The organism is Pseudomonas bharatica CSV86 (assembly GCF_000319305.2).
Taxonomy (GTDB): Bacteria; Pseudomonadota; Gammaproteobacteria; order Pseudomonadales; family Pseudomonadaceae; genus Aquipseudomonas; species Aquipseudomonas bharatica.
Map to the genome: position 1 here is coordinate 729,116 of NZ_AMWJ02000002.1, position 23,306 is coordinate 752,421.

Genomic DNA, 23,306 nt, shown 5'->3' on the forward strand with positions numbered 1-23,306 from the left:
AAGGCGGGCTCTTCGTCTATATGGTGCACTCGACAGGATTCGAACCTGTGACCGCTCGGTTCGTAGCCGAGTACTCTATCCAGCTGAGCTACGAGTGCAAGGTTGGCGCTTGATGAACCAGATCACCTCTGGTGTATCCGAAACAACTTCCAGAGGAAACGGCTTCTTGGATTATGGTGCACTCGACAGGATTCGAACCTGTGACCGCTCGGTTCGTAGCCGAGTACTCTATCCAGCTGAGCTACGAGTGCAGGGTTGGTACTTGATGGACCAGATCACCTCTGGTTGAAGCCGAAGCAGATTTCAGTGAAACTTGCTTCTTCTATATGGTGCACTCGACAGGATTCGAACCTGTGACCGCTCGGTTCGTAGCCGAGTACTCTATCCAGCTGAGCTACGAGTGCATTTGAAGCCGCGCATTATAGTTCGCTAAATCTTTTTGGCAATCACTTTTTCGTTTAATTTCAACTACTTAGCGATTCATGCCAGATTACAGCGCCCTACATGAATAATGGCGGAGAAGGGGGATTCGAACCCCCGATACCCTTGTGAGGTATACTCCCTTAGCAGGGGAGCGCCTTCGGCCACTCGGCCACCTCTCCGCAACACGGGGCGTATAATAACCAGAGCCTTCCCCGTTTGCAAACTCTTTTTTGAAAAAAAAACGAGAAAAATTAAAGGGTTGGTTCTTCGTCCTTCTCTTTCTTGATCCGCAGATAGATTTCCTCGCGGTGCACAGCCACTTCCTTCGGTGCGTTGACGCCAATGCGCACCTGGTTTCCTTTGACGCCGAGCACGGTCACGGTAATTTCGCCATCGCCAATAATCAGGCTTTCGGCACACCGACGAGTCAGAATCAGCATACGTTACTCCTCACGGGATTCAGTTCAGGGACAACAGTCTGTAGGTAAAGCGGGCTCGGGACTGCAACCAGGACGGTTGCCGGCCTCTGCCGGAGTATTGACCAGGGTGTGAAGGGGCACACAGGTCGAAAAAAGGAGCGCGGCCTGGCCGCGCCCCCGGGACACCGCTTATTCGCCCGAACGGGCCGGAGCGTCCAGCTCGAAGGCGGTATGCAGAGCGCGTACGGCCAGCTCCAGGTACTTCTCTTCGATTACCACCGAAACCTTGATCTCCGAGGTGGAGATCATCTGGATATTGATGCTCTCCTTGGCCAGGGCTTCGAACATGCGGCTGGCGACGCCCGCGTGGGAGCGCATGCCGACACCGACGATGGAAACCTTGGCGATCTTGGTGTCGCCGATCACTTCCCGGGCACCGATCTGGCTGGCGGTGTTTTCCAGCACCTGCTGCGCCTTGGCGTAGTCGTTGCGGTGCACGGTGAAGGTGAAGTCGGTGGTGTTATCGTGCGAAACGTTCTGCACGATCATGTCGACTTCGATATTGGCGGCGCTGATCGGGCCGAGGATCTTGAAAGCCACGCCCGGAGTGTCCGGTACGCCACGGATGGTCAGCTTGGCTTCATCGCGGTTGAAGGCGATGCCGGAAATGATCGGCTGTTCCATGGATTCCTCTTCATCAATGGTAATGAGGGTACCCGGACCCTCCTGGAAGCTGTGCAGCACGCGCAGCGGAACGTTGTACTTGCCGGCGAACTCGACGGCACGGATCTGCAGGACCTTGGAACCGAGGCTGGCCATTTCCAGCATCTCTTCGAAGGTGATCTTGTCCAGGCGCTGGGCCTGGGATACCACGCGCGGGTCGGTGGTGTAGACACCGTCGACATCGGTGTAGATCTGGCACTCGTCAGCCTTCAGGGCCGCCGCCAGGGCCACGCCGGTGGTGTCGGAACCACCGCGACCGAGGGTGGTGATGTTGCCTTGCTCGTCGACGCCCTGGAAACCGGCGACCACGACCACGCGGCCGGCCTTGAGGTCGCCACGGATCTTCTGGTCGTCGATTTGCAGGATGCGCGCCTTGTTGTGCGCGCTGTCGGTGAGGATCCGCACCTGATTGCCGGTATACGACACCGCCGGGATGCCGCGCTTGATCAGTGCCATGGCGAGCAAGGCAATGGTCACCTGCTCACCGGTGGACACGATCACGTCCAGTTCGCGTGGAACCGGCTGATCGCTGATCTGCTTGGCAAGGTCGATCAGGCGGTTGGTTTCACCGCTCATCGCCGACAGTACAACCACCAGGTCATCGCCGGCTTCGCGGAATTTCTTGACCTTTTCGGCTACCTGCTCGATTCGCTCGATTGTGCCGACCGAGGTACCGCCAAATTTCTGTACGATCAACGCCATTTCAAAGCCGCCTCAGCCCGTGAAGGGCACCCAATAAACAAAACACAACGCCGACGGCCCGCTACTAGACAACGGGCCGTCGGCGCCTCAGACACCCTGCTCTGCGAATGGCACGGCCAGGGCCAGTGCGCCGTCCAGCGCTGCGGCGTCCACGCCACCACCTTGCGCCATGTCCGGACGACCGCCACCCTTGCCACCCACCGCCGCAGCGGCTTGCTTCATCAAATCCCCGGCTTTGAGTTGGCCGGTGAGGTCCTTGGTCACGCCGGCGACCAGTACGACCTTCTCTTCGTGGACACTGCCGAGCAGGATCACTGCGCGGCCGAGCTTGTTCTTCAATTGATCGACCAGGGCCAGCAGGGCCTTGCCGTCCTGGCCGTCCAGGCGTGCAGCCAGGACCTTGACGCCCTTGACGTCCACCGCACTGTTGGCGAGATCGTCGCCGGCGGCGCTGGCAGCCTTGGCCTGCAGTTGCTCCAGCTGTTTTTCCAGCTGGCGGTTGCGCTCCAGCACGGCCGACAGCTTGTCGATCAGGTTGTCACGGCTGCCCTTGACCAGTTGCGCGGCTTCCTTGAGCTGTTCTTCGGCGCCATTGAGGTAGGCCAGTGCCGCAGCACCGGTGACCGCCTCGATACGACGCACGCCGGAGGCCACGCCACCTTCGCTGACGATCTTGAGCAGGCCGATATCACCGGTTCGCTTGGCGTGGATACCACCGCACAGCTCGACCGAGAAGTCGCCCATGCTCAGGACCCGCACGCTGTCGCCGTATTTCTCGCCGAACAGGGCCATGGCGCCCTTCTGCTTGGCGGTGTCGATATCGGTCTCTTCGGTCTGCACCTCGGAGTTCCTGCGGATTTCGCGGTTGACGATCTCTTCCAGGGCCTTGATCTGCTCTGGCTTGACCGCCTCCGGATGGCTGAAGTCGAAACGCAGGCGCTGGCTGTTCACCAGCGAGCCCTTCTGCTGTACGTGCTCGCCCAGGACCTGGCGCAGCGCAGCGTGCAGCAGGTGGGTGGCGGAGTGGTTCAGCGCCGTGGCCTTCTGCACATCGGCATCGACCCTGGCCTCGACCTGGGCACCGACGACGAGCTTGCCGCTGGCGATCACCCCGTGGTGCAGGAAGGCACCGCCGGTCTTGGTGGTGTCGCGCACGTCGAAACGCGCGGCGCCGGCCTGCAGGTAGCCGGTGTCACCGATCTGGCCACCGGACTCCGCGTAGAACGGCGTACGGTCGAGGATCACAACGCCCTCCTCGCCTTCGCCCAGTTGCTCGACCGACTGGCCATCCTTGTACAGGGCGACGATCTTCGCGCTGCCTTCGGTAGCGCTGTAGCCAAGGAACTCGGTGTCCACGTCGACCTTGACCAGGCTGTTGTAGTCCAGGCCGAAGGCGCTGGCAGAGCGGGCGCGCTCGCGCTGCGCTTCCATCTCGCGCTCGAAGCCTTCCTCGTCGATGCTCAGCTCGCGCTCGCGGGCGATGTCGGCGGTCAGGTCCATCGGGAAGCCGTAGGTGTCGTACAGCTTGAAGACCACTTCGCCGGGAATGACGTTGCCCTTGAGGTCGGCCAGGTCCTGTTCGAGGATCTTCAGGCCCTGCTCCAGGGTCTTGGCGAACTGCTCTTCCTCGGTCTTCAGCACACGCTCGATATGCGCCTGCTGGGTTTTCAGCTCGGGGAAGGCGTCGCCCATCTCGGCCACCAGTGCCGCGACGATCTGGTAGAAGAAGCTGCCCTTGGCGCCGAGCTTGTTACCGTGGCGGCAAGCGCGACGAATGATACGGCGCAGCACGTAGCCGCGACCTTCGTTGGACGGCACCACGCCGTCGGCGATCAGGAAGCCGCAGGAACGGATATGGTCGGCCACCACTTTCAGCGAAGGCTGGCCTTCGTCGGTGCAGCCGATGGCCTTGGCCGAAGCGGCCAGCAGGCTCTGGAACAGGTCGATCTCGTAGTTCGAGTGGACGTGCTGCAGGACCGCGCTGATGCGCTCCAGGCCCATGCCGGTGTCCACCGATGGCGCCGGCAGGGGGTGCAGGACACCATCCGCGGTGCGGTTGAACTGCATGAAGACGTTGTTCCAGATCTCGATGTAGCGGTCGCCGTCTTCTTCCGGCGAGCCGGGTGGGCCGCCCCAGATGTCGGCGCCGTGATCGTAGAAGATCTCGGTGCACGGACCGCACGGGCCGGTGTCGCCCATGGTCCAGAAGTTATCGGAGGCGTATGGCGCGCCCTTGTTGTCGCCGATGCGGACCATGCGCTCGGCGGGAACGCCGACTTCCTTGGTCCAGATGTCATAGGCCTCGTCGTCGGTCGCGTAGACGGTGACCCAAAGCTTGTCCTTCGGCAGGTTCAGCCACTTTTCGGAGGTCAGGAAGGTCCAGGCGAAGGTGATCGCATCGCGCTTGAAATAGTCACCGAAGCTGAAGTTGCCCAGCATTTCGAAGAAGGTATGGTGGCGCGCGGTGTAGCCGACGTTTTCCAGGTCGTTGTGCTTGCCGCCGGCACGCACGCATTTCTGGCTGCTCACCGCGCGGGTGTATGCGCGCTTTTCCTGGCCGAGGAAGCAGTCCTTGAACTGGTTCATCCCGGCGTTGGTGAACAGCAGGGTCGGGTCGTTGCCCGGGATCAGGGAGCTGGAGGCGACTCGGGTGTGTCCCTGCTCTTCGAAGAATCGAAGGAAGGCTTCACGGATTTCTGCGCTTTTCATAGGTTCTTCCACGGAAACGGCGGCCTGAGGCAAAAGTGCGCGTCAAAAGACGAAAACGACGGCAAAGGGCCGCATTATAGCCAGCCTGCGTGCCAGTTGTAGTGGGTTTATACGCTGCAAAGGCCCATTCACGGATGAAAAGAAGGTTAATCGAGGCGATTTGCTTAGCAGGCTATGCGTTCATCGGAAAACTGTGTTACAAAAAGCTCGGCCATCACCCATGATGGCAACGTTCTCAGGGCGGGGTGCAATTCCCCACCGGCGGTAATTGCGCCCAGCGCGCATAGCCCGCGAGCGCTTGCAGGCAAGGCTTTGCAAGGTCAGCAGACCCGGTGCGATCCCGGGGCCGACGGTCACAGTCCGGATAAAGAGAGAACGGGATAGGCACCTTGTGTCCGTTCGTCCGCATTTTCGCGAGCGACCATCCCTTTCGATCCAGATGCCCTGTTTCTTATACAAACAGGAGTCCGTTTCAATGCAAGCAACCCCAATCGACAGCAAAGCCCACGGCAACGAGCGTATCGCCTTCGTCCAGGCTTGCTGGCACAAGGATATTGTCGATCAGAGCCGCAAGGGCTTCGTCGAGCAGATGGCCAAGCACGGCTATCAGGCTGGTGATATCGATTTCTACGAAGTCGGCGGCGCCTTCGAGATTCCGCTGCACGCCAAGCTGCTGGCGCGCAGTGGCCGATATGCTGCGATCGTCGCGGCCGGGCTGGTGGTGGATGGCGGCCTGTATCGCCATGAGTTCGTCGCCCAATCGGTGATCAGCGGGCTGATGCAGGTCCAACTGGAGACCGAAGTGCCAGTGTTCTCGGTGGTGCTGACCCCGCATCACTTCCATGCCGGTGATGAGCACCAGAAATTCTTCTTCGAGCACTTCGTGCTCAAGGGCGAGGAAGCGGCGAATACCTGTGCCGATACCTTGTTGAAACTGCGGGCGTTGCGCCGTAGCGAAGTGCCGCAGAAGGTGGCGGTGTAAATGAAGAAGGCCGCGGTGAGAACCGCGGCCTTTTTTGTTGATAGTTGCGGCCCTATCGCTGGCAAGCCAGCTCCCACAGGGTTCTGCAGCGACTCGGACCCTGTGGGAGCTGGCTTGCCAGCGATGAAGCCGGTACTACTGGCCTAGTCCTTCAGCCGAAGCCGGAACGATCAGGATCCCCGCCCGCAGTCCATTCTTCACCTTGGGATTGGGGAAAATGATCCTCGCCCCCTCCTCCTCCACGATCCAGCGCGTCTCGGCCAGATCCTCGGCCAGCAGATAGCCCTTGGACAACTCCGAGAAGTTCTCGATGTCCGCCGGCAGGTGCAGGTGGAAGCTGTCGCTGTGCTTGATGATCTCGCGGGCGACACTGAACAGTTGCAGGCCGTCCAGCTCTTCGGTCGGCACCGGCTCGTTGCCCTCGATGATCTGGATGAGCCGGGTCTCCAGAAGGTCGAGGTTGACCTGCTGGTTCTGCCCGAACGGCCGTGCCTTGCCCAGTTCCAGGGTGAAGGACTCGGCGCCCAGTTGCTCGTAGGTGTAGGCAGTGAAGGTGATCGAGGTCTTGCTCTGCAACAGCACCGCCTCCATGCCGGCAGCCCGCAGGCGTGCCAGCTCGCGGCGGGAATGCTGGCGCCCTTCCTTGTAGGGATAGAGCGCGAACTGCTCGATCTTCGATCCACGGATCGCGGTGTGTAGGTCGTAGTGCAACCGGGTACGTCCCGGGATGCTGAAAAAGGTCGCCGCCAGATGCTCCAGGTCCCCGGCGCGCAAGGCCTCCGGACCGCTGGACAGTTCATGCCGCCCGTTGAACAGGCGATTCACGTCCTGTTCGATATAGCGCTCGCCCTTGCGCATCGCCTCGGGGTTGCCGAACAGGAACAGGACCCGTGCCCTCGGATGGATCTCGCCCTTGGCGATCCGCCCGAGCAGATCGTCGAGCAGTTCGATGGGCGCGGTCTCGTTGCCGTGGATACCGGCGGACAACAGCAGGTCGAGGCCGTTGTCCTGCGACTCCGGCGGCCGCACCTCCAGCGCGCCCTCGGCAAGCCAGCGCAGGCGTACACCTTGCACCGTGGCCTGGGTCTTCTCGGCCGGCTCGCGTTCGAACAGGGTCAGATCAAGCAGTTTGCCGAGGGAGAGCATGGGGCGATTCCTTAGTGATGATGTCCGCAATCGGGACCATGGACGTGATCGTCATCGTCGCCGACATCCGCCGGCTCCATTTCCAGTTGCAGGCTGACCAGGTTGGTCGCCAGCGGACGCAGCAGCAGGTTGGCGTACTCGGTATCGCCTTCCTCGACATCGACGCCGATCAGCAACTGCCCGCGGCCGTCCTGCTGGATCCATACTTCCTTGCCCTGCCAGATCACCGCAAAGCGGTTGGTGGAGGCTTCGCGCTGGTTGCCATCTTCGTCTTCAAGGATCAGTTGCAGGGCGTCGGACATTTTCGGGTGCTCTTTCAGGGGTTGAGTTGGAACGGATAGACCGAACCCAGTTTGAGGATATGGGTCAGCTCATCCAGCGCCGTACGGCATTCCACCAGCAACTGCGGGTCGGCCAGGTCGTTTTCGACGAGGCGGTCGCGGTAGTGCCTGTCGACCCATTGGGTCAGGGTGTCGTACAACGGGGCGGTCATGATAACCCCTGGATTGACCGCCGCCAGTTCCGTTTCATTGAGCGCGACACGCAGCCGCAGGCAAGCCGGGCCACCACCGTTCTGCATGCTCTGCTTGAGGTCGAATACCCGCACCTCGGAAATCGTGCCGCCCTGGCTGGCCAGGCTGTTCAGGTAGGCCCAGACCCGCTCGTTGTTGCGGCATTCCTCCGGCACCACCAGCAGCATGGAACCGTCGTCGCGGCTCAGCAACTGGCTGTTGAACAGATAGGAACGCACCGCATCCTCCACCGTCACCTGGGCCCGCGGCACGCAGATCGCCTTGAAATTGCCGCCGCGCCTGGCCAGTTTGTCCCTCAGTTCGGCGAGCACGCGCTCGGTCTCGAGGAAGGCATCCTCGTGGTAGAACAGCACCTCGCCATTGCCCACGGCGATCACATCGTTATGGAACACGCCCTGGTCGATCACCGCCGGATTCTGCTGAGCATAGACCACGCCGTCATCGCTCAGGCCGTGCAGGCGGGCCACGGCTTGCGAGGCTTCCAGGGTCTGGCGCGCCGGGTACTTCTGCGGCGCAGGGTAGCGGGTGTCGAACGCGCTGCGGCCGAAGACGAAGAACTCGACCCCCGGTTCGCCGTAGGCACGGCAGAAGCGGGTGTGGTTGGCCGCGCCTTCGTCACCGAACTGGGCAACCGCCGGCAACGCCGCGTGGTGGGCGAAGTACTGCTGATTGGCGAACATGGCGCCCAGCACCCGGCTGGTGGTCGGGTGCTCGATGCTGCGGTGGTACTTGCAGTTCAGGTTGGCCGCGGTGAAATGCACGCGACCGTCGGCGGTGTCGGCGCTCGGGCTGACGGTGGCGGCGTTGGCAACCCACATGCTCGACGCCGAGCAACTCGCCACCAGCAGCGGCATGGCGTCTTTCGCCGCGCGCTGGATCACCTCGGCATCGCTGCCGCTGAAGCCGAGGCGACGCAGCGCCGCCACGTCCGGACGCTCCTGCGGCGCCAGCACGCCCTGCTTGAAGCCCATGTCGGCCAGGGCCTTCATCTTGGCCAGGCCCTGACGCGCCGCTTCCCGCGGGTTGGAACCCTGCTGGCTGTTGCTTTGCGAGGCCACGTTGCCGTAGGACAGGCCGCCGTAGTTATGGGTCGGTCCGACCAACCCATCAAAATTCACTTCAAACGATTTCATCGGTCAAGGCTCCGTGAACCTGTTGTTATAGGGCGACGCCGGGGGTCAGCGTGGCAGGCAGGACCAGGCTGGCGGTCTCCAGGGAGGCGACCGGGTAGGCGCAATAGTCCGCCGCGTAGTAGGCACTGGCGCGGTGGTTGCCGCTGGCACCGACACCGCCGAACGGCGCGCTGCTGGCGGCGCCGGTCAGTTGCTTGTTCCAGTTGACGATGCCGGCGCGGCTTTCCAGCCAGAACTGCTGGTAGCGCGCATGGGAGTCGGACAGCAGGCCGGCGGCGAGGCCGTAGCGGGTGTTGTTGGCTTCGGCGATGGCAGCCGGGAAGTCGGCATAACGGATCACTTGCAGCAGCGGGCCGAAGAACTCTTCATCGGGGCGATCAGCCACTGCGCTGACGTCGAGGATGCCCGGGGTCAGCAGGGCGGCAGTCGCCTGTGGCTGGGTCATTTCCAGCAAGGCGCTGGCGCCGTTGGCCAACAGCTTCGCCTGGGCATCCATCAGCACCCTGGCCGCATCGAGCGACACGACGGAACCCATGAACGGCGCCGGTTGCTGGTCGAAAGCGCCCACGGAAATGTTCTTGCTGACCTCCACCAGGCGCGCCAGCAGACGGTCGCCCCAGGCGCCCTGCGGCACCAGCAGGCGGCGCGCGCAGGTGCAGCGCTGGCCGGCGGAGATGAAGGCCGACTGGATGATGGTGTAGACCGCCGCGTCCAGGTCCTTGACCTCGTCCACCACCAGCGGGTTGTTGCCGCCCATTTCCAGGGCCAGGATCTTCTCCGGGCGCCCGGAGAACTGCTGGTGCAAGAGATTGCCGGTGCGGCTGGAGCCGGTGAAGAACAGCCCGTCGATACCCGGATCGGCAGCAAGGGCCACGCCGGTTTCCCGCGCACCCTGGACCAGGTTCAGCACGCCCGCCGGAAGGCCGGCATCGATCCAGCACTTGACGGTCAGCTCGGCGACCTTGGGCGTCAGTTCGCTTGGCTTGAACACCACCGCATTGCCCGCCAGCAGTGCCGGAACGATATGGCCATTGGGCAGGTGGCCGGGGAAGTTGTACGGGCCGAACACCGCCACTACGCCGTGGGGCTTGTGACGCAGCACGGCGGTGGCGTCGGCCAGCGGGCCGCTCTTCTCGCCCGTGCGCTCACGGTAGCTCTGTACCGAAATGGCGACCTTGTTGACCATGCTGGTCACCTCGGTGGCTGCTTCCCACAGTGGCTTGCCGGTTTCCTCGCCGATGCAGCGGGCCAGTTCGTCCGCGTTGGCCTTCAGTTGCGCGGCGAAGGCTTCCAGCACGGCGATGCGCATGTCCAGGGACTGCCGCGCCCAACCGGGGAACGCCTGGCGTGCGGCGGCGACGGCCTGCTCGACCTGCCCGGCATTGGCGCCCTGCCCCGCCCAGATCACCGCTTGGGTGACCGGGTTCAAGGATTGCAGGGCATCGCCCTGGCCGGCCAGCCACTGGCCTGCGATGTAATGAGTGGTCATTGGTTGGCCTCCCGGGGCGCGGACAGTGCAACGGCGCGTACCTGGTCGCCGGCGCTCAGGCGCAGGCGCTTGGCGGTCTGCGGATCGACCACCAGGGTACCGGCCGCCAGGCGCGCAGGCGCTGCGGCGATGCGGCAGTCCTCGCGCTTGCGGTTGTGGATGATGAAAGGCGTGGCGTCATCGCCCGGGGTACCGATCGCCAGCACCAGCGCCTGGCTGTCACGTACCGCACGGATCCTGCGGGTTTCGCATTCGATGGCCGGGCCGGCGTCGAAGATGTCGACATAACCCTGGTAGCTGAAGCCTTCGCTCTTGAGCATCGACAGCGCAGGCTCGGTATCGCTGTGTACGCGACCGATCACATTGCGCGCCGCCTCGGAGAGGAAGCAGGTGTACAGCGGGAACTTGGGCATCAGCTCGGCGATGAAGGCCTTGTTGCCGACACCGGTGAGGTAGTCGGCCTGGCTGAACTCCATCTTGAAGAAATGCCGGCCCAGGCTTTCCCAGAATGGCGAGCGGCCCTGCTCGTCGGACATGCCGCGCATCTCGGCGATGATCTTGTTGCCGAACAGCTCGGGGAACTCGGCGATGAACAGCATCCGCGCCTTGGACAGCAGGCGGCCGTTGAGGCCGCTGCGGCTGTCGGCACGCAGGAACAGCGAGCACAGCTCGGAGTTGCCGGTCAGGTCGTTGGCCAGGAACAGCGTCGGGATTTCCCGGTAGATGTTCAGTTCCTGGGAGGCACTGACGGTCAGGCCGACCCGGTAGTTGTACCAGGGTTCGCGCAGGCCGACGGCGCCGGCGATGGCGGAGATGCCAACCACGTCGCCGGCGTCGTTCTCCAGCACGAACAGGTAGTCGGCGTCGCCCCGCTCGGCCTCGCCACGGAAGGTCTTCTCGGCCCAGCCGACCCGATGGGCCAAGCGTTCTTCGTTGGCCGGCAAGGTGGTCAGGCCGGTGCCAGTGCTGCGCGCCAGCTCGATCAGCGCCGGCAGGTCACTGCTGCGTACGGGACGAACGATCATGCTATCTCCTCGGGCAGGCGCACCATGGGCGCCCGCGAAACTCAGTCAGTATCAAACCGCGACCAGGCGCACGCTGGCGCCTTCGCCGACGCCAAGGGCCTCGACGGCGTCCTGGCTCAGGTAAACGGGTTTGCCCGGCACCCAGTCCAGTTCCAGCAATACCGCGCGGTAGTCCTGCAACTGGCCGTTGGTCACCAGGTACTGGCGGCCGCCCCTGGTCGGCTGCTCCTGCAGCCTGACCGGCACGACCCGGCTCTGGGCGATCGAACGGATGCCGGAGACCCGCGCATGCAGGGTCGGGCCGCCGTCGAAAATATCGATGTAGTGATCGGTCTCGAAGCCTTCGCGCATCAGGATGTCGAAGGTGATCTGCGCCCGCGGGTGGACCTGGCCCATGGCTTCCTGGGCGGCGTCCGGCAGCAGCGGCACGTAGATCGGGTAGTGCGGCATCAGCTCGGCGAGGAAGGTACGGCTCTTCAGGCCGCACAGGCGCTCGGCCTCGGCGTAGTTGAGATCGAAGAAGTTGCGCCCGATCGCGTCCCAGAACGGCGAATCGCCGTTCTCGTCGCTGTAGCCGACGATTTCGGTCACCACCGAGTCGGCGAAGCGCTCCGGGTGCGAAGCCATGAACAGCAGGCGCCCGCGGGAGTTGAGCTCGGCCCAGGCAGTGTTCACCAGTTCCGGCAGCACGTAGAAGCTGGTCAGCAGGCTGTTGCCGGTGAGGTCATGGCACTGGGAAAGCACATGGATCTTGTTGTGGATCTTCAATTCCCGGGAAGCGTGAACGAAGGTCTCGTTACGGAAACTGTAGAACGGCTCGGAGTAGCCGGCCGAGGCGACGATGGCCGAACAACCGACCAGCTTGCCGGTGGCCAGGTCTTCCAGGACGAAGAAATAACTTTCTTCGCCGTTGAAACTGACTTCGGCGGCGAAGGACGTTTCCGAGGCGGAAATCTTGTCGCCCAGGCGACCGGCATCGTCCGGCAGGGACGTGACACCAATGGGACTGTCCGCAGCCAGACGCTGTACTTCATCCAGGTCAGCCATTTGCGCGGGGCGCATCACCAGCATGGTGTCACTCCTTTCGGATATACGGGCCGACGTGTCGGCGCAAAAAAAGCGGCGTGTGCGCATTGGGCACAGGCCACGGAAATCGGTTCGCTGGCCGGGCAGGCCAGCGAAGGTGCAGCGGGGTGAATCAGGCCTGGGTCAGCTTGGCGGCAGCGCGCTCGAAGCGGTCCAGACCTTCGTCGATATCGGCATCCTCGACCACCAGGCTCGGGGCGAAGCGGACCACGTCCGGGCCGGCCTGCAGGACCATCAGGCCCTCTTGCTCGGCGGCGTTGAACACGTCCTTGGCCTTGCCTTTCCAGGCGTCGGTGAGTACACAGCCGATCAGCAGACCCAGGCCACGGACCTGGCTGAACAAACCGTACTTCTCGCCGATCTGTTGCAGGCGCGACTTGAAGCGCTCGTGCTTGGCCTTCACGCCGTTGAGCACTTCAGGGGTATTGACGATATCCAGCACGGCATTGGCGACGGCGCAGGCCAGCGGGTTGCCACCATAGGTGGTGCCGTGGGTGCCGACGGCCAGGTGCTTGGCCAGTTCGTCGGTGGTCAGGATCGCGCCGATCGGGAAACCGCCGCCCAGGCTCTTGGCGCTGGACAGGATGTCAGGCACCACGCCGTAGTGCTGGTAGGCATACAGCTCGCCGGTACGACCGACGCCGGTCTGCACTTCGTCGAAGATCAGCAGCGCGTTGTACTGGTCGCACAGGGCACGTGCGCCTTCCAGGTAGGCCTTGTCGGCCGGGACCACACCGCTCTCACCCTGGATCGGCTCGATGACCACGGCGCAGGTCTTGTCGGAGATCTGCGCTTTCAGCGCTTCCAGGTCGTTGTACGGCACATGGCTGATGCCGGTGATCTTCGGACCGAAGCCATCGGAGTACTTCGGCTGGCCGCCGACGCTCACGGTGAACAGGGTGCGCCCGTGGAAGCTGTTGACGGTGGCGATGATCTCGTACTTTTCCGGACCGAAGCGGTCATGGGCAACCCGACGGGCCAGCTTGAACGCAGCCTCGTTGGCCTCGGCGCCGGAGTTGCAGAAGAAGGCGCGGTCGGCAAAGGTCGCATCCACCAGCTTGCGCGCCAGTTGCAGGGCCGGCTCGTTGGTGAAGACGTTGGAAACGTGCCACAGCTTGTTGGCCTGTTCGGTCAGCGCGCTGACCAGCGCCGGATGGGCATGCCCCAGCACGTTAACGGCGATGCCGCCGGCGAAATCGATCAGCTCGCGACCCGACTGGTCCCAGACTCGGGAACCGGCGCCACGCACGGGAATGAAGGCGGCTGGCGCATAGTTGGGAACCATTACCTGGTCGAAATCGGCGCGTTGCACCGGAGCTTGCTCAACGGACATCGGAGTCTCCTGAAGAGGAACGCCTGCCTGGAACTGGCGAGCGATGGGGGGATTGTAAGGAGAGATGAACACTTGGCCTTGTCGCCAAGCGACAACTTCTTATAGCGCCAAACCCTGTTTTTCCAAGGCTTTCGGCAATGCGACATATAGCTTCGCAAAGGCGCAGTTTAAACGGTGCGAGGGCTTGGCGGGGAGAGAGTTGGGGGCGGGAAAGACAGGAAATTCAAGGTGTTTGATGATTGCTGGGGTGCCAGCTGGGTTTTCTATGGATTTGAGGGCCCTATCGCTGGCAAGCCAGCTCCCACAGGGACCTTGTGGGAGCTGGCTTGCCAGCGATGAGGCCCTGAAGGTCAACCGCGCTCGGCGGGGACGGAGGAGAGCTCGAACGGCGAACTGCTGCGCCGCTGGTTGCGGTCTTCCCGCGGCGTGGCGCCGAAGAAGTTGCGGTAGGCACTGGAGAAGTGCGGCCCCGACGAGAAGCCGCAGGACAAACCGATCTGGATGATCGACTTGCTGGTCTGCATCAGCATCTGCCGCGCCTTGTTCAGGCGCAGCTCCAGGTAGTACTGGCTCGGCACCCGGTTCAGGTACTGCTTGAAGATCCGCTCCAGCTGCCGGCGCGAGACGCAGACGTGCTGGGCGATCTCGTCGGTGGTCAGTGGCTCTTCGATATTGGCTTCCATCAACAGCACAGCCTGGGTCAGCTTCGGATGGCTGGAGCCCAGGCGGTTCTGCAGCGGAATGCGCTGGCGCTCGCCGCCTTCGCGGATGCGTTCGACCACCAGCTCCTCGGATACCGCCCCCGCCAGCTCGGCCCCGTGATCCCGGGCCAGCACCGCCAACAGCAGGTCCACCACCGACATGCCGCCGCAAGCGGTCAGGCGATCGCGATCCCAGTCGAACAAATGGCTGGTGGCAATCACCTTGGGGAAGCGCTCGGCGAAATCGTCCTGCCAGCGCCAGTGCACCGCGGCACGGTAGCCATCCAGCAAGCCCAGTTGCGCCAGAGGATAAACCCCGGCCGACAGGCCACCGACCACGCAACCGGAGCGCACCAGTTGCTTGAGCGCCGCCCCCAGTGCCGCGCCCACCGCCAGCGGCGGCTCGTCAGCGAGCAGGAACAGCTTCTGGCAGTTGTCCAGGCGCCCGTTCCACGGCTCGCCCGGCAAACGCCAATCGCCTTCGTTCGGTGCCTCGGCCTGAAGGAAAGCCAGATCGTAGACCACCTCCGGGTGGACCTTCTGCGCCACCCGCAACACCTCTTCAGCCAGCGCAAGGGTCAGGGCCTTGGTGCTGGGCCAGATGAGAAAACCGATTCGCTGGGTGGTCATGAGGTGAGGTCCGGAACTGGTGTCCGCAATGATAGGCGGACTTAAGCAAACGTGGCGCACGCTGCGCAAACAGCGCAGCATGACCTATTTTGGTGCAAAGAGGCAGCCTTAAGCCAACACCAGTTATTTCAGGCTGCCGGACAGGAACTGCTGCAGCCGCTCGGACTGCGGATTGACCAGCACCTCGCGCGGGTTGCCGCTCTCCTCCACCAGGCCTTTGTGCAGGAACACCAACTGGTTGGACACCTCGCGGGCAAAGCCCATTTCGTGGGTCACCACCACCATGGTCCGGCCTTCCTGCGCCAGGGCCTGCATGACTTTCAGCACGTCGCCCACCAGTTCCGGGTCCAGCGCCGAGGTCGGCTCGTCGAACAGCATGACTTCAGGCTCCATGGCCAGGGCCCGGGCGATCGCCACACGCTGCTGCTCGCCGCCGGACATATGGCCGGGATAGGCGTCCTTGCGGTGCGCCACGCCGACCTTGGCCAGGTAATGCTCGGCCTTTTCCAGCGCTTCCTTCTTGTTCACGCCGAGCACATGCACCGGCGCCTCGATGATGTTTTCCAGGGCAGTCATGTGCGACCACAGGTTGAAGTGCTGGAACACCATCGACAGCCGCGAGCGCATACGCTGCAGTTGCTTCGGGTCGGCAGCCTTGAGCGCGCCATCCTTGTTCGCCACCAGCTTCAGCTCTTCGTTGTTGAGCAGGATCTTGCCGGCATGGGGCTGTTCCAGCAGGTTGATGCAACGCAGGAACGTGCTCTTGCCCGAGCCGCTGGAGCCGATGATGCTGATCACGTCGCCGGCCTTGGCGGCCAGGGACACACCCTTGAGCACTTCATGGCTGCCGTAGCGCTTGTGCAGGTCCTGGATTTCGAGTTTGTACATTGCTGTCGGTCTCATAAGGCCCGGGGCGCGCCAGCACGCCCGGAGCGAATCAGTTAGCCGCGGGGCTCAACCCTTGCGCGGCGCCAGGTAGCCGAGCCAGCGGCGCTCGGCGAGCTTGAACAGGCGGACCAGGATGAAGGTCAGGCACAGGTAGAACGCGCCGGCGGTGATATAGGCCTCGAACGGCAGGTAGTACTGGGCGTTGACGGTCCGTGCGGCACCGGTGATGTCGATCAGGGTGACAATGGACGCGAGACTGGTGGTCTGCAGCATCATGATCACTTCGTTGCTGTACTGCGGCAGTGCCCGGCGCAAGGCCGAAGGCAGGAGGATGCGGCGGTACATCTTGTAGCGCGACATGCCCACGGCCTTGGCCGCCTCGATCTCGCCATGGGGCGTGGCCTTGAGGCTGCCGGCGATGATTTCCGCGGTGTAGGCGCTGGTGTTGATGGCAAAGGCCAGGCAGGCGCAGAAGGTCGCGCTGGACAGCCAGGGCCAGAGGAAACTCTCGCGCACCACGGCGAACTGGGCCAGGCCGTAGTAAATCAGGAACAACTGAACCAGCATCGGCGTGCCACGGATCACGTAGGTGTAGAGCCAGGCGGCGAAATTCACCAAGGGCTGTTTCGACACCCGCATCAGCCCCAGCGGAATCGCCGCGAGCAGGCCGAAGAACAGGGAAATCGCCAGCAGCTTGAGGGTGGTCAGCAGGCCGCCCCAATACAGCGGCAACGCTTCCCAGATGACGTTGTAGTCGAAAATCATAGTTCAGCCGCCTTTACGCCAACCGAGTAGCGCTTTTCCAGGTAACGCAGGGCCAGCAGCGAGACACTGGTGATCACCAGGTACATCGCGGCCACCGCCAGGAAGAAGGTGAAAGGCTCGCGGGTGGCATCGGCCGCCTGCTTGGCCTTGAACATCATGTCCTGCAGGCCCACCACCGAAATCAGCGCAGTAGCCTTGGTCAGCACCAGCCAGTTGTTGGTGAAGCCGGGAATCGCCAGGCGGATCATCTGCGGCACCAGCACGCGGAAGAACACCTGCACGTTGCTCATGCCGTAGGCCATGCCGGCCTCGGCCTGGCCTTTCGGGATTGCCATGAAGGCGCCACGGAAGGTTTCCGACAGATAGGCACCGAAAATGAAGCCCAGGGTGCCGATGCCGGCAATCAGGGGATTGAGGTCGATGTAATCGTCATAACCCACCAGCGGGGCGACGCGATTGAGGATGTCCTGGCCACCGTAGAAGATCAGCAGGATCAGGACCAGATCGGGAATGCCGCGAATGACCGTGGCATACAGATCGCCGAGCCAGGCCAGCCAGCGTACCGGCGACAGCCGCAACGCCACGCCGATCAGGCCAAGCACGATGGCCAGGGCCATGGACGACAAGGCGAGCTGTAGCGTCAGCCACGCTCCATCGAGGATGACTGCCCCGTAGCCTTTCAACATGATGAGGTCCTCGACCTTAGGGATGAAAAAATGGTGCAAGCCTCAGCGCTTCTGCTGCTTGCACCATTGCACAGGTGATACGGACAGCGGTTACTTGGGTTCCGGACCGTAGATATCGAAGTTGAAGTACTTGTCCTGGATTTCCTTGTACTTGCCGCTGGCGCGGATGCCGTCGATGGCAGCATTGATGCGTTCCAGGTTTTCCTTGTCGCCCTTGCGCACGGCGATGCCGATACCGTCGCCGAAATACTTGGCGTCGGTGAAGGCCGGGCCGGTGAAGGCGTAGCCCTTGCCAGCGTCGGTCTTCAGGAAGCCGTCTTCCAGCAGCGTAGCATCGGCCACGGTGCCATCCAGGCGGCCGGCGGTGATGTCCAGGTAGATTTCATTCTGGGTGCCATAAGGAACGATGGTGGCGCCCTTCGGAGCCAGCACTTCCTTGGCGAAGCGGTCATGGATCGAACCACGCTGCACGCCAATCTTCTTGCCTTGCAGCTCGCTCAGGCTGTCGCTGATGGTGGTGCCGTCCTTCATGACCAGGCGGGCCGGGGTGAGGTAGTAACGCTTGGTGAAATCGACCGATTTCTTGCGATCCTCGGTAATCGACATGGACGACAGGATGGCGTCGATCTTGCGCACCTTCAGCGCCGGGATCAGGCCGTCGAACTCCTGCTCGACCCAGGTGCACTTGACCTTCATCTGCTCGCAAAGGGCGTTGCCGATGTCGTAGTCGAAGCCGACGATGCTGCCATCCGGAGCTTTCGAGGCGAAGGGTGGGTAGGCGGCTTCGATGCCAATGCGCAGCGGTTTTTCGTCAGCCACGGACACCAGGGAAAACACGGACAGCGCCAGTGCGCCAAGCAATGCGAGTTTCTTCATCTGGGAACTCCAATCGGTAAAGGGCAATGCCAGGCAGTACAACTGCCCACTATGCGAATGAGTACAACGCAGAGCTGCGCGGGACCGGACCACGGGTCAGGCGTCACGAGCGAGTGATCGGCATTTTAACGACAGCTCGGAAGCCGATATTTCTTCAAAGCGACAAGTAGTTACAGAAGCCTTTGAAGAGCGGTCGGGAGATATTGACAGTTTCGGAGGAATATGCAAAAGCGAAAAACAAATAACCCATGACTGAAGCAATAACCGGGCCCATTATTGGCAAAGCCTTGTACCACGGCAAGTCCAGCCGTTTGGGTGTCGGAAATTTCATCTTTCCATGCACCATGACCGAGCAAAGCCGTTTCCTTCCGCCCCGTTTTTGTACGAAAGCCGTGTGGGAAAGGTTACCGATGAAAGTCGAAGTAACAAAAAAGCCCAAGGCCCGGAGGCTGGTTGCCTACGGGGCCTTGGGCTTTTTTCTCTCAATTTTTGTGTTGGGGCTGATGACCCTATCGCTGCGGTGCGGCGATCCGACAAGCCAGCTCCCACAGTGACCGCGCCGGCCACAGGTCTTGTGATCAACACAAACCCTGTGGGAGCTGGCTTGCCAGCGATGAGGCCATCAGCACCGGCTCAAAGCATCAAGCCACATTCATGGTCTTGTGCGTCTCCACCAGGTGCGCCACCACACCCGGGTCGGCCAGGGTCGAGATATCGCCCAGGGAGTCGTACTCGGCCGTGGCGATCTTGCGCAGGATGCGGCGCATGATCTTGCCCGAGCGGGTCTTCGGCAGCCCCGGCGCCCACTGGATGACGTCCGGCGAAGCGATCGGCCCGATCTCCTTGCGCACCCAGTTCTTCAGTTCGAGACGCAGCGCCTCGCTCGGCTCCTCGCCACCATTGAGGGTGACGTAGACATAGATGCCCTGCCCCTTGATGTCGTGCGGCACGCCGACCACCGCCGCCTCGGCGACCTTCGGGTGGGCGACCATGGCGCTTTCGATCTCGGCCGTACCCATGCGGTGCCCGGACACGTTGAGCACGTCGTCCACGCGCCCGGTGATCCAGTAGTAGCCATCCTCGTCGCGACGGGCACCGTCACCGGTGAAGTACATGCCACGGAAGGTCTTGAAGTAGGTGTCGACGAAGCGGTCGTGGTCGCCATACAGCGAACGCGCCTGACCCGGCCAGGAATCGAGGATCACCAGGTTGCCCTCGGCAGCGCCTTCGATCAGGTTGCCCAGGTTGTCCACCAGCGCCGGTACCACGCCGAAGAACGGACGGGTCGCGGAGCCCGGCTTCAGGGCAGTAGCGCCGGGCAGCGGGCTGATGAGGATGCCGCCGGTCTCGGTCTGCCACCAGGTATCGACGATAGGGCAACGCTCCTTGCCGACGGTCTGGTGGTACCAGTTCCAGGCTTCGGGGTTGATCGGCTCGCCCACCGAGCCCAGCAGGCGCAGGCTCGAACCGTCGGCGCCGGCAACGGCGGCCTGACCTTCGGCCATCATGGCGCGGATCGCGGTCGGCGCGGTGTAGAGGACGTTGACCTTGTGCTTGTCGATGATCTTCGACACACGGGTGATGTCCGGATAGTTCGGCACGCCTTCGAACAGCAGCGTGGTGGCGCCGTTGGCCAGCGGCCCGTAGACGATATAGCTGTGGCCGGTGACCCAGCCCACGTCGGCGGTGCACCAGTAGATCTCGCCCGGACGGTAGTCGAATACGCGCTCGTGGGTCATCGAGGCGTATACCAGGTAGCCGCCGGTGGTATGCAGCACGCCCTTGGGCTTGCCGGTGGACCCGGAGGTGTAAAGGATGAACAGTGCTTCCTCGGCACCCATCTCCTTCGGCGCGCAGACGCTGCCGGCCACTTTCATCAGGTCTTCGTACCAGATGTCGCGGTGCTGGTTCCACTTGATATCGGCCCCGGTGCGCTTGCACACGATGACCTTCTGGATGCTGCTGGTCTCGGGGTTGGTCAGGGCGTCATCGACGTTGGCCTTGAGCGCCGTGCGACGACCGCCGCGCAGGCCTTCGTCGGCGGTGATGACGACCTTGGACTTGCAGTCGATGATGCGACCGGCGAGGGCCTCCGGGGAGAAGCCACCGAAGACCACCGAGTGGATTGCGCCGATGCGGGCACAGGCCAGCATGGCGACCACGGCCTCGGGGATCATCGGCATGTAGATGGTGACCACGTCGCCACGGTGCACGTCCTGGCCACGCAAGGCGTTGGCGAACTTGCACACCTGCTCGTGCAGCTCGCGATAGGTGATGTTGCGGTGTTCGGAAGGGTCATCGCCTTCCCAGATGATTGCGACCTGGTCGCCACGTTCTTCCAGGTGCCGGTCGAGGCAGTTGTAGGATACGTTCAGGGTGCCGTCGGCGAACCACTTGATATCGACATGGTGGTCGTCGAAGGAGGTCTGCTTGACCTTGGTGAAGGGCTTGATCCAGTCGAGGCGCTGGGCCTGCTCACGCCAGAAGCCGTCCGGGTTGACCACTGACTTCTGGTACATGGCCTTGTAGGTAGCCTCGTCGGTCAGGGTATTCGCCGCAACCTCGGGACGAACGGGGTACAGGGAAGCCGCACTCATCTTTGTTACCTCGGTGTAATAGTTGTTTTTGTATGACCTCGTTTTAACTGTACCAGAGCCATCCAGACCATTCGACGTTGGTAGTAACGGCATGGTCTTTTCGCCACTTCTGACCGAAAAGCCGCTCTGGCACGGGCGTTCCGCTTTATCGACGAGACATTGCCAGGCTTTTCCCGGCGATTGTTACGGATTCTGCCAACAGTGTTTATCAAAACGCTGGCTGTTTCAGTTTGATGTCAGCCCCTAGAATTCACCTCGCCAGCAACGGCAACGAGATTAACGTTTGGTAACAGCCCCCACGAAGGCAGTTAATCCCGGAATAACATTCCGTTTTTACTTTGCAACAACGTAGCGCCACAAGCGCTACGCCCCCTTATTCGACCTTGAACAGGTAAATTTAAGATGAAAGCTTTACTGGTTTTGGTACTCGGCAGTGTTTGCGGCGCGGCCATGGCCGCCGAACAGGCAAATAACGGCGCCGAGCAGATTCCGGTTGAACAGTACAGTTACTCGCAACACCTGGATATCGCCAAAGTCCTGTCCATGAGCGAAATCCCGAACGTCTGCGAAGTCGTTCCGGCGCGTATGACCTATGAAGATTCCCAAGGCCGGAAACACATCCTCGAATACCGCGTCATGGGTAATGGCTGCTCCAACGGCTAACACTTGGTTCAGCGCTGGCGCGCCTCTTTTTCGATAAAGAGGCGCCATGCCAGAACTAATGAAACTTTAATAAACTCCGACTATTCAATCACTCGGCAGACTTGCCGACCGCATAATCACGCAACTTGTTGGCAATGGTCGTATGCGACACACCAAGACGTTTGCCCAATGCCCGGCTGGTTGGATATTCATGCTGCAAGGTTTCGAGCACCGCCTTTTCGAACCGCCCGACAATCTGCCCCAGGTCGCCCTCCAGGGAGAACTCGCCCAAGGGGTGCCTCGCACCATAGTCCGGCAGGCGGATATGCTCGGCCTTGACCACTCCCCCATCGCACAGCGATACCGCCTGGAACAGGACGTTTTCCAGTTGGCGCACATTGCCCGGCCAGTGATATTGGCCAAGGCGCTCCAGCGCCGCCGGGGCCAGGCGCGGTAGCGGGCAGCCGATCTGGCGACTGGCCTGGTCGAGGAAATGCTCCACTAGCGGCGAGAGGCCATCGAGGCATTCACGCAACGGCGGAATATGCAGAGACAGCACGTTGAGGCGGTGATACAGGTCCTGCCGGAACTCGCCACGGGCACACAATTCGGACAGATCCACTTGGGTCGCGCAGATAACCCTGACATCCAGATACACCTCCTCGTCGCTGCCGACACGCCGGAAGCAGCCGTCCTGCAGGAATCGCAGCAGCTTTACCTGCAAGCGTGGACTCATCTCGTCGACGCCATCGAGGAAGAGCGTGCCCCCGGCGGTCAGTTCAAGCAGGCCGAGCTTGCCCTCGGCGCGGGCGCCTTCGAAGGCGCCTGGGCCATAGCCGAACAGTTCGGTCTCGGCCATGGATTCAGGCAGCCCGGCGCAGTTCAGCGCCATCAGCGGCGCCTGTCCGCGCGGGCTGGCCAGGTGACAGGCACGGGCCAGCAACTCCTTGCCGGTCCCGGTTTCGCCTTCGATCAGCAACGGCGCATCCAGCGGCGCCATGCGCCGCGCCTCGCGCACCACTGCCGCCATTACCCGCGAACTCTGGAAGATGCTGTCGAAGCCACGCAGTTCCTGCTTGCGCACGTTGTAGATACGCTCGCCAATGCGGTCGGCGCGGTGCAGGGTGAGCACCGCACCGGCCAGGGCCTCGCTGTCGTCGTGTTCGGATTGCAGCGGGGCGATATCGGCGAGGAATACATCGTTCTTGATCTTCACCCGCAAGCCGTTGATCCGGGCCTTGTTGGCCCGCACCAGTTCCGGCAGATCGAAGTCCTCGGCGTAGCGTGACAGCGGGATGCCTGGCACCTCATCGACCCGGACGCCAAGCAACTGCGCAGCCGCACGGTTGGCCGCGACGATGGACCCGCCCATATCGATGGACAGCACCGGAAAGTCGAGGGCACCGAGCAGCGCGTTCAACTCCATGTGCCGCCGCTCGCTGGGCATCAGGCCGACGCGCTTGACCCCGAACACCCCGGTGATCGCCTCGAACTTGGGCCGCAGCGCCTGGAACTGCAGGTTGATCAGGTTCGGGCAGTGCAGATAGATGGCATTGCCATGTTCACCACCGACCTCGCCGCGAGCGACGTTTATGCCGTATTCCACCAGCAGGTTGAGGATGTCCCGCAAGATGCCGATGCGGTTCTGGCAGTGCACTTTGATACGCATGAAAAGTCCTGCAAGGGAGGTGGACGCGGCGATTTTTCTGCTGGACCGCCGGAAAATTTGTAAATAATACGTTACAAAACCCGGGATTCCCAGCGCTTAGCGAGCACGTGTTTCCGCGCCAGCGCGCTTTCCGTAAAGCCTGCGTTACA

At 62.4% G+C, this 23,306-nt stretch carries 20 protein-coding genes, 4 tRNA genes and 1 riboswitch; of the genes, 3 read left to right on the top strand and 21 right to left on the bottom strand.

Features of this window, described 5'->3' with window-relative positions; translation table 11 throughout:
- Positions 1-21 precede the first annotated feature (21 nt).
- The 7 genes from CSV86_RS17020 to alaS form a co-directional block, all read right to left on the bottom strand.
- Positions 22-98 (bottom strand) — tRNA-Arg (locus CSV86_RS17020).
- Between the two features lie 76 nt (positions 99-174).
- A tRNA-Arg gene (locus CSV86_RS17025) sits at positions 175-251 on the bottom strand.
- Between the two features lie 76 nt (positions 252-327).
- Positions 328-404: transfer RNA gene (locus CSV86_RS17030), tRNA-Arg, on the bottom strand.
- 108 nt (positions 405-512) lie between these two features.
- Positions 513-602 (bottom strand) — tRNA-Ser (locus CSV86_RS17035).
- A 72-nt stretch (positions 603-674) separates the two neighbouring features.
- On the bottom strand, positions 675-863 hold the full coding sequence (gene csrA / locus CSV86_RS17040; protein WP_009399024.1) for a carbon storage regulator CsrA: 189 nt from the start codon (positions 861-863) through the stop codon (positions 675-677).
- 168 nt (positions 864-1,031) lie between these two features.
- Entirely contained in the window at positions 1,032-2,267 is a 1,236-nt protein-coding gene (locus CSV86_RS17045) for an aspartate kinase (RefSeq protein ID WP_009399025.1), read from the bottom strand.
- A gap of 87 nt (positions 2,268-2,354) precedes the next feature.
- Complete coding sequence (alaS, locus tag CSV86_RS17050; protein ID WP_009399026.1) at positions 2,355-4,976, bottom strand: alanine--tRNA ligase; 2,622 nt, start codon at positions 4,974-4,976, stop codon at positions 2,355-2,357.
- Positions 4,977-5,203: 227 nt separating this feature from the next.
- Positions 5,204-5,357: riboswitch (FMN riboswitch) on the top strand.
- Positions 5,358-5,451: 94 nt separating this feature from the next.
- On the opposite strand from alaS, the gene CSV86_RS17055 reads away from it, so the two are divergent.
- Complete coding sequence (locus tag CSV86_RS17055) at positions 5,452-5,958, top strand: 6,7-dimethyl-8-ribityllumazine synthase (protein ID WP_009399028.1); 507 nt, start codon at positions 5,452-5,454, stop codon at positions 5,956-5,958.
- A 135-nt stretch (positions 5,959-6,093) separates the two neighbouring features.
- Here CSV86_RS17055 and astE read toward each other — a convergent pair whose 3' ends face one another.
- The 12 genes from astE to aotJ form a co-directional block, all read right to left on the bottom strand.
- Entirely contained in the window at positions 6,094-7,104 is a 1,011-nt protein-coding gene (gene astE / locus CSV86_RS17060; protein WP_009399029.1) for a succinylglutamate desuccinylase, read from the bottom strand.
- An 11-nt stretch (positions 7,105-7,115) separates the two neighbouring features.
- The gene (locus CSV86_RS17065) at positions 7,116-7,406 is read right to left on the bottom strand and encodes a hypothetical protein (RefSeq protein WP_009399032.1); all 291 of its coding nucleotides are present in this window, start codon (positions 7,404-7,406) and stop codon (positions 7,116-7,118) included.
- A 14-nt stretch (positions 7,407-7,420) separates the two neighbouring features.
- A complete protein-coding gene (gene astB, locus CSV86_RS17070; RefSeq protein ID WP_009399034.1) occupies positions 7,421-8,770 on the bottom strand; it encodes an N-succinylarginine dihydrolase in 1,350 nt (449 codons plus the stop codon).
- A gap of 25 nt (positions 8,771-8,795) precedes the next feature.
- A complete protein-coding gene (gene astD, locus CSV86_RS17075) occupies positions 8,796-10,259 on the bottom strand; it encodes a succinylglutamate-semialdehyde dehydrogenase (protein ID WP_009399036.1) in 1,464 nt (487 codons plus the stop codon).
- Positions 10,256-11,284, bottom strand: a complete 1,029-nt coding sequence (locus CSV86_RS17080) for an arginine N-succinyltransferase subunit beta (RefSeq protein WP_009399038.1) — start codon at positions 11,282-11,284, stop codon at positions 10,256-10,258. The genes astD and CSV86_RS17080 overlap by 4 nt, the downstream gene beginning before the upstream one ends.
- A gap of 51 nt (positions 11,285-11,335) precedes the next feature.
- Complete coding sequence (gene aruF, locus CSV86_RS17085; protein ID WP_009399040.1) at positions 11,336-12,355, bottom strand: arginine/ornithine succinyltransferase subunit alpha; 1,020 nt, start codon at positions 12,353-12,355, stop codon at positions 11,336-11,338.
- 127 nt (positions 12,356-12,482) lie between these two features.
- Entirely contained in the window at positions 12,483-13,703 is a 1,221-nt protein-coding gene (locus CSV86_RS17090; RefSeq protein WP_009399041.1) for an aspartate aminotransferase family protein, read from the bottom strand.
- Between the two features lie 350 nt (positions 13,704-14,053).
- On the bottom strand, positions 14,054-15,034 hold the full coding sequence (gene argR, locus CSV86_RS17095) for a transcriptional regulator ArgR (protein ID WP_009399047.1): 981 nt from the start codon (positions 15,032-15,034) through the stop codon (positions 14,054-14,056).
- Positions 15,035-15,157: 123 nt separating this feature from the next.
- The gene (locus CSV86_RS17100; RefSeq protein WP_009399049.1) at positions 15,158-15,922 is read right to left on the bottom strand and encodes an ABC transporter ATP-binding protein; all 765 of its coding nucleotides are present in this window, start codon (positions 15,920-15,922) and stop codon (positions 15,158-15,160) included.
- A gap of 66 nt (positions 15,923-15,988) precedes the next feature.
- Complete coding sequence (locus tag CSV86_RS17105) at positions 15,989-16,687, bottom strand: ABC transporter permease (protein WP_009399050.1); 699 nt, start codon at positions 16,685-16,687, stop codon at positions 15,989-15,991.
- Positions 16,684-17,373 (bottom strand): ABC transporter permease, encoded by a 690-nt coding sequence (locus CSV86_RS17110; protein ID WP_009399056.1) that lies wholly within the window; start codon positions 17,371-17,373, stop codon positions 16,684-16,686. The genes CSV86_RS17105 and CSV86_RS17110 overlap by 4 nt, the downstream gene beginning before the upstream one ends.
- Before the next feature lie 90 nt (positions 17,374-17,463).
- On the bottom strand, positions 17,464-18,249 hold the full coding sequence (aotJ, locus tag CSV86_RS17115; RefSeq protein WP_009399059.1) for an L-arginine-binding protein AotJ: 786 nt from the start codon (positions 18,247-18,249) through the stop codon (positions 17,464-17,466).
- 248 nt (positions 18,250-18,497) lie between these two features.
- Here aotJ and CSV86_RS17120 point away from each other — a divergent pair, with 248 nt between their 5' ends.
- Positions 18,498-18,803, top strand: coding sequence for a hypothetical protein (locus tag CSV86_RS17120; protein ID WP_170394915.1), 306 nt, complete (start codon positions 18,498-18,500; stop codon positions 18,801-18,803).
- Between the two features lie 87 nt (positions 18,804-18,890).
- Here the strand turns inward: CSV86_RS17120 and acs are convergent, their stop codons facing one another.
- Positions 18,891-20,846 (bottom strand): acetate--CoA ligase, encoded by a 1,956-nt coding sequence (gene acs / locus CSV86_RS17125; protein ID WP_009404949.1) that lies wholly within the window; start codon positions 20,844-20,846, stop codon positions 18,891-18,893.
- Positions 20,847-21,248: 402 nt separating this feature from the next.
- On the opposite strand from acs, the gene CSV86_RS17130 reads away from it, so the two are divergent.
- Positions 21,249-21,509 (top strand): DUF2790 domain-containing protein, encoded by a 261-nt coding sequence (locus tag CSV86_RS17130; RefSeq protein WP_009404950.1) that lies wholly within the window; start codon positions 21,249-21,251, stop codon positions 21,507-21,509.
- 88 nt (positions 21,510-21,597) lie between these two features.
- On the opposite strand, the gene CSV86_RS17135 is transcribed toward CSV86_RS17130, so the two are convergent.
- Positions 21,598-23,157 (bottom strand): sigma-54-dependent phenylalanine hydroxylase transcriptional regulator PhhR, encoded by a 1,560-nt coding sequence (locus CSV86_RS17135; RefSeq protein WP_009404951.1) that lies wholly within the window; start codon positions 23,155-23,157, stop codon positions 21,598-21,600.
- Positions 23,158-23,306 lie beyond the last annotated feature (149 nt).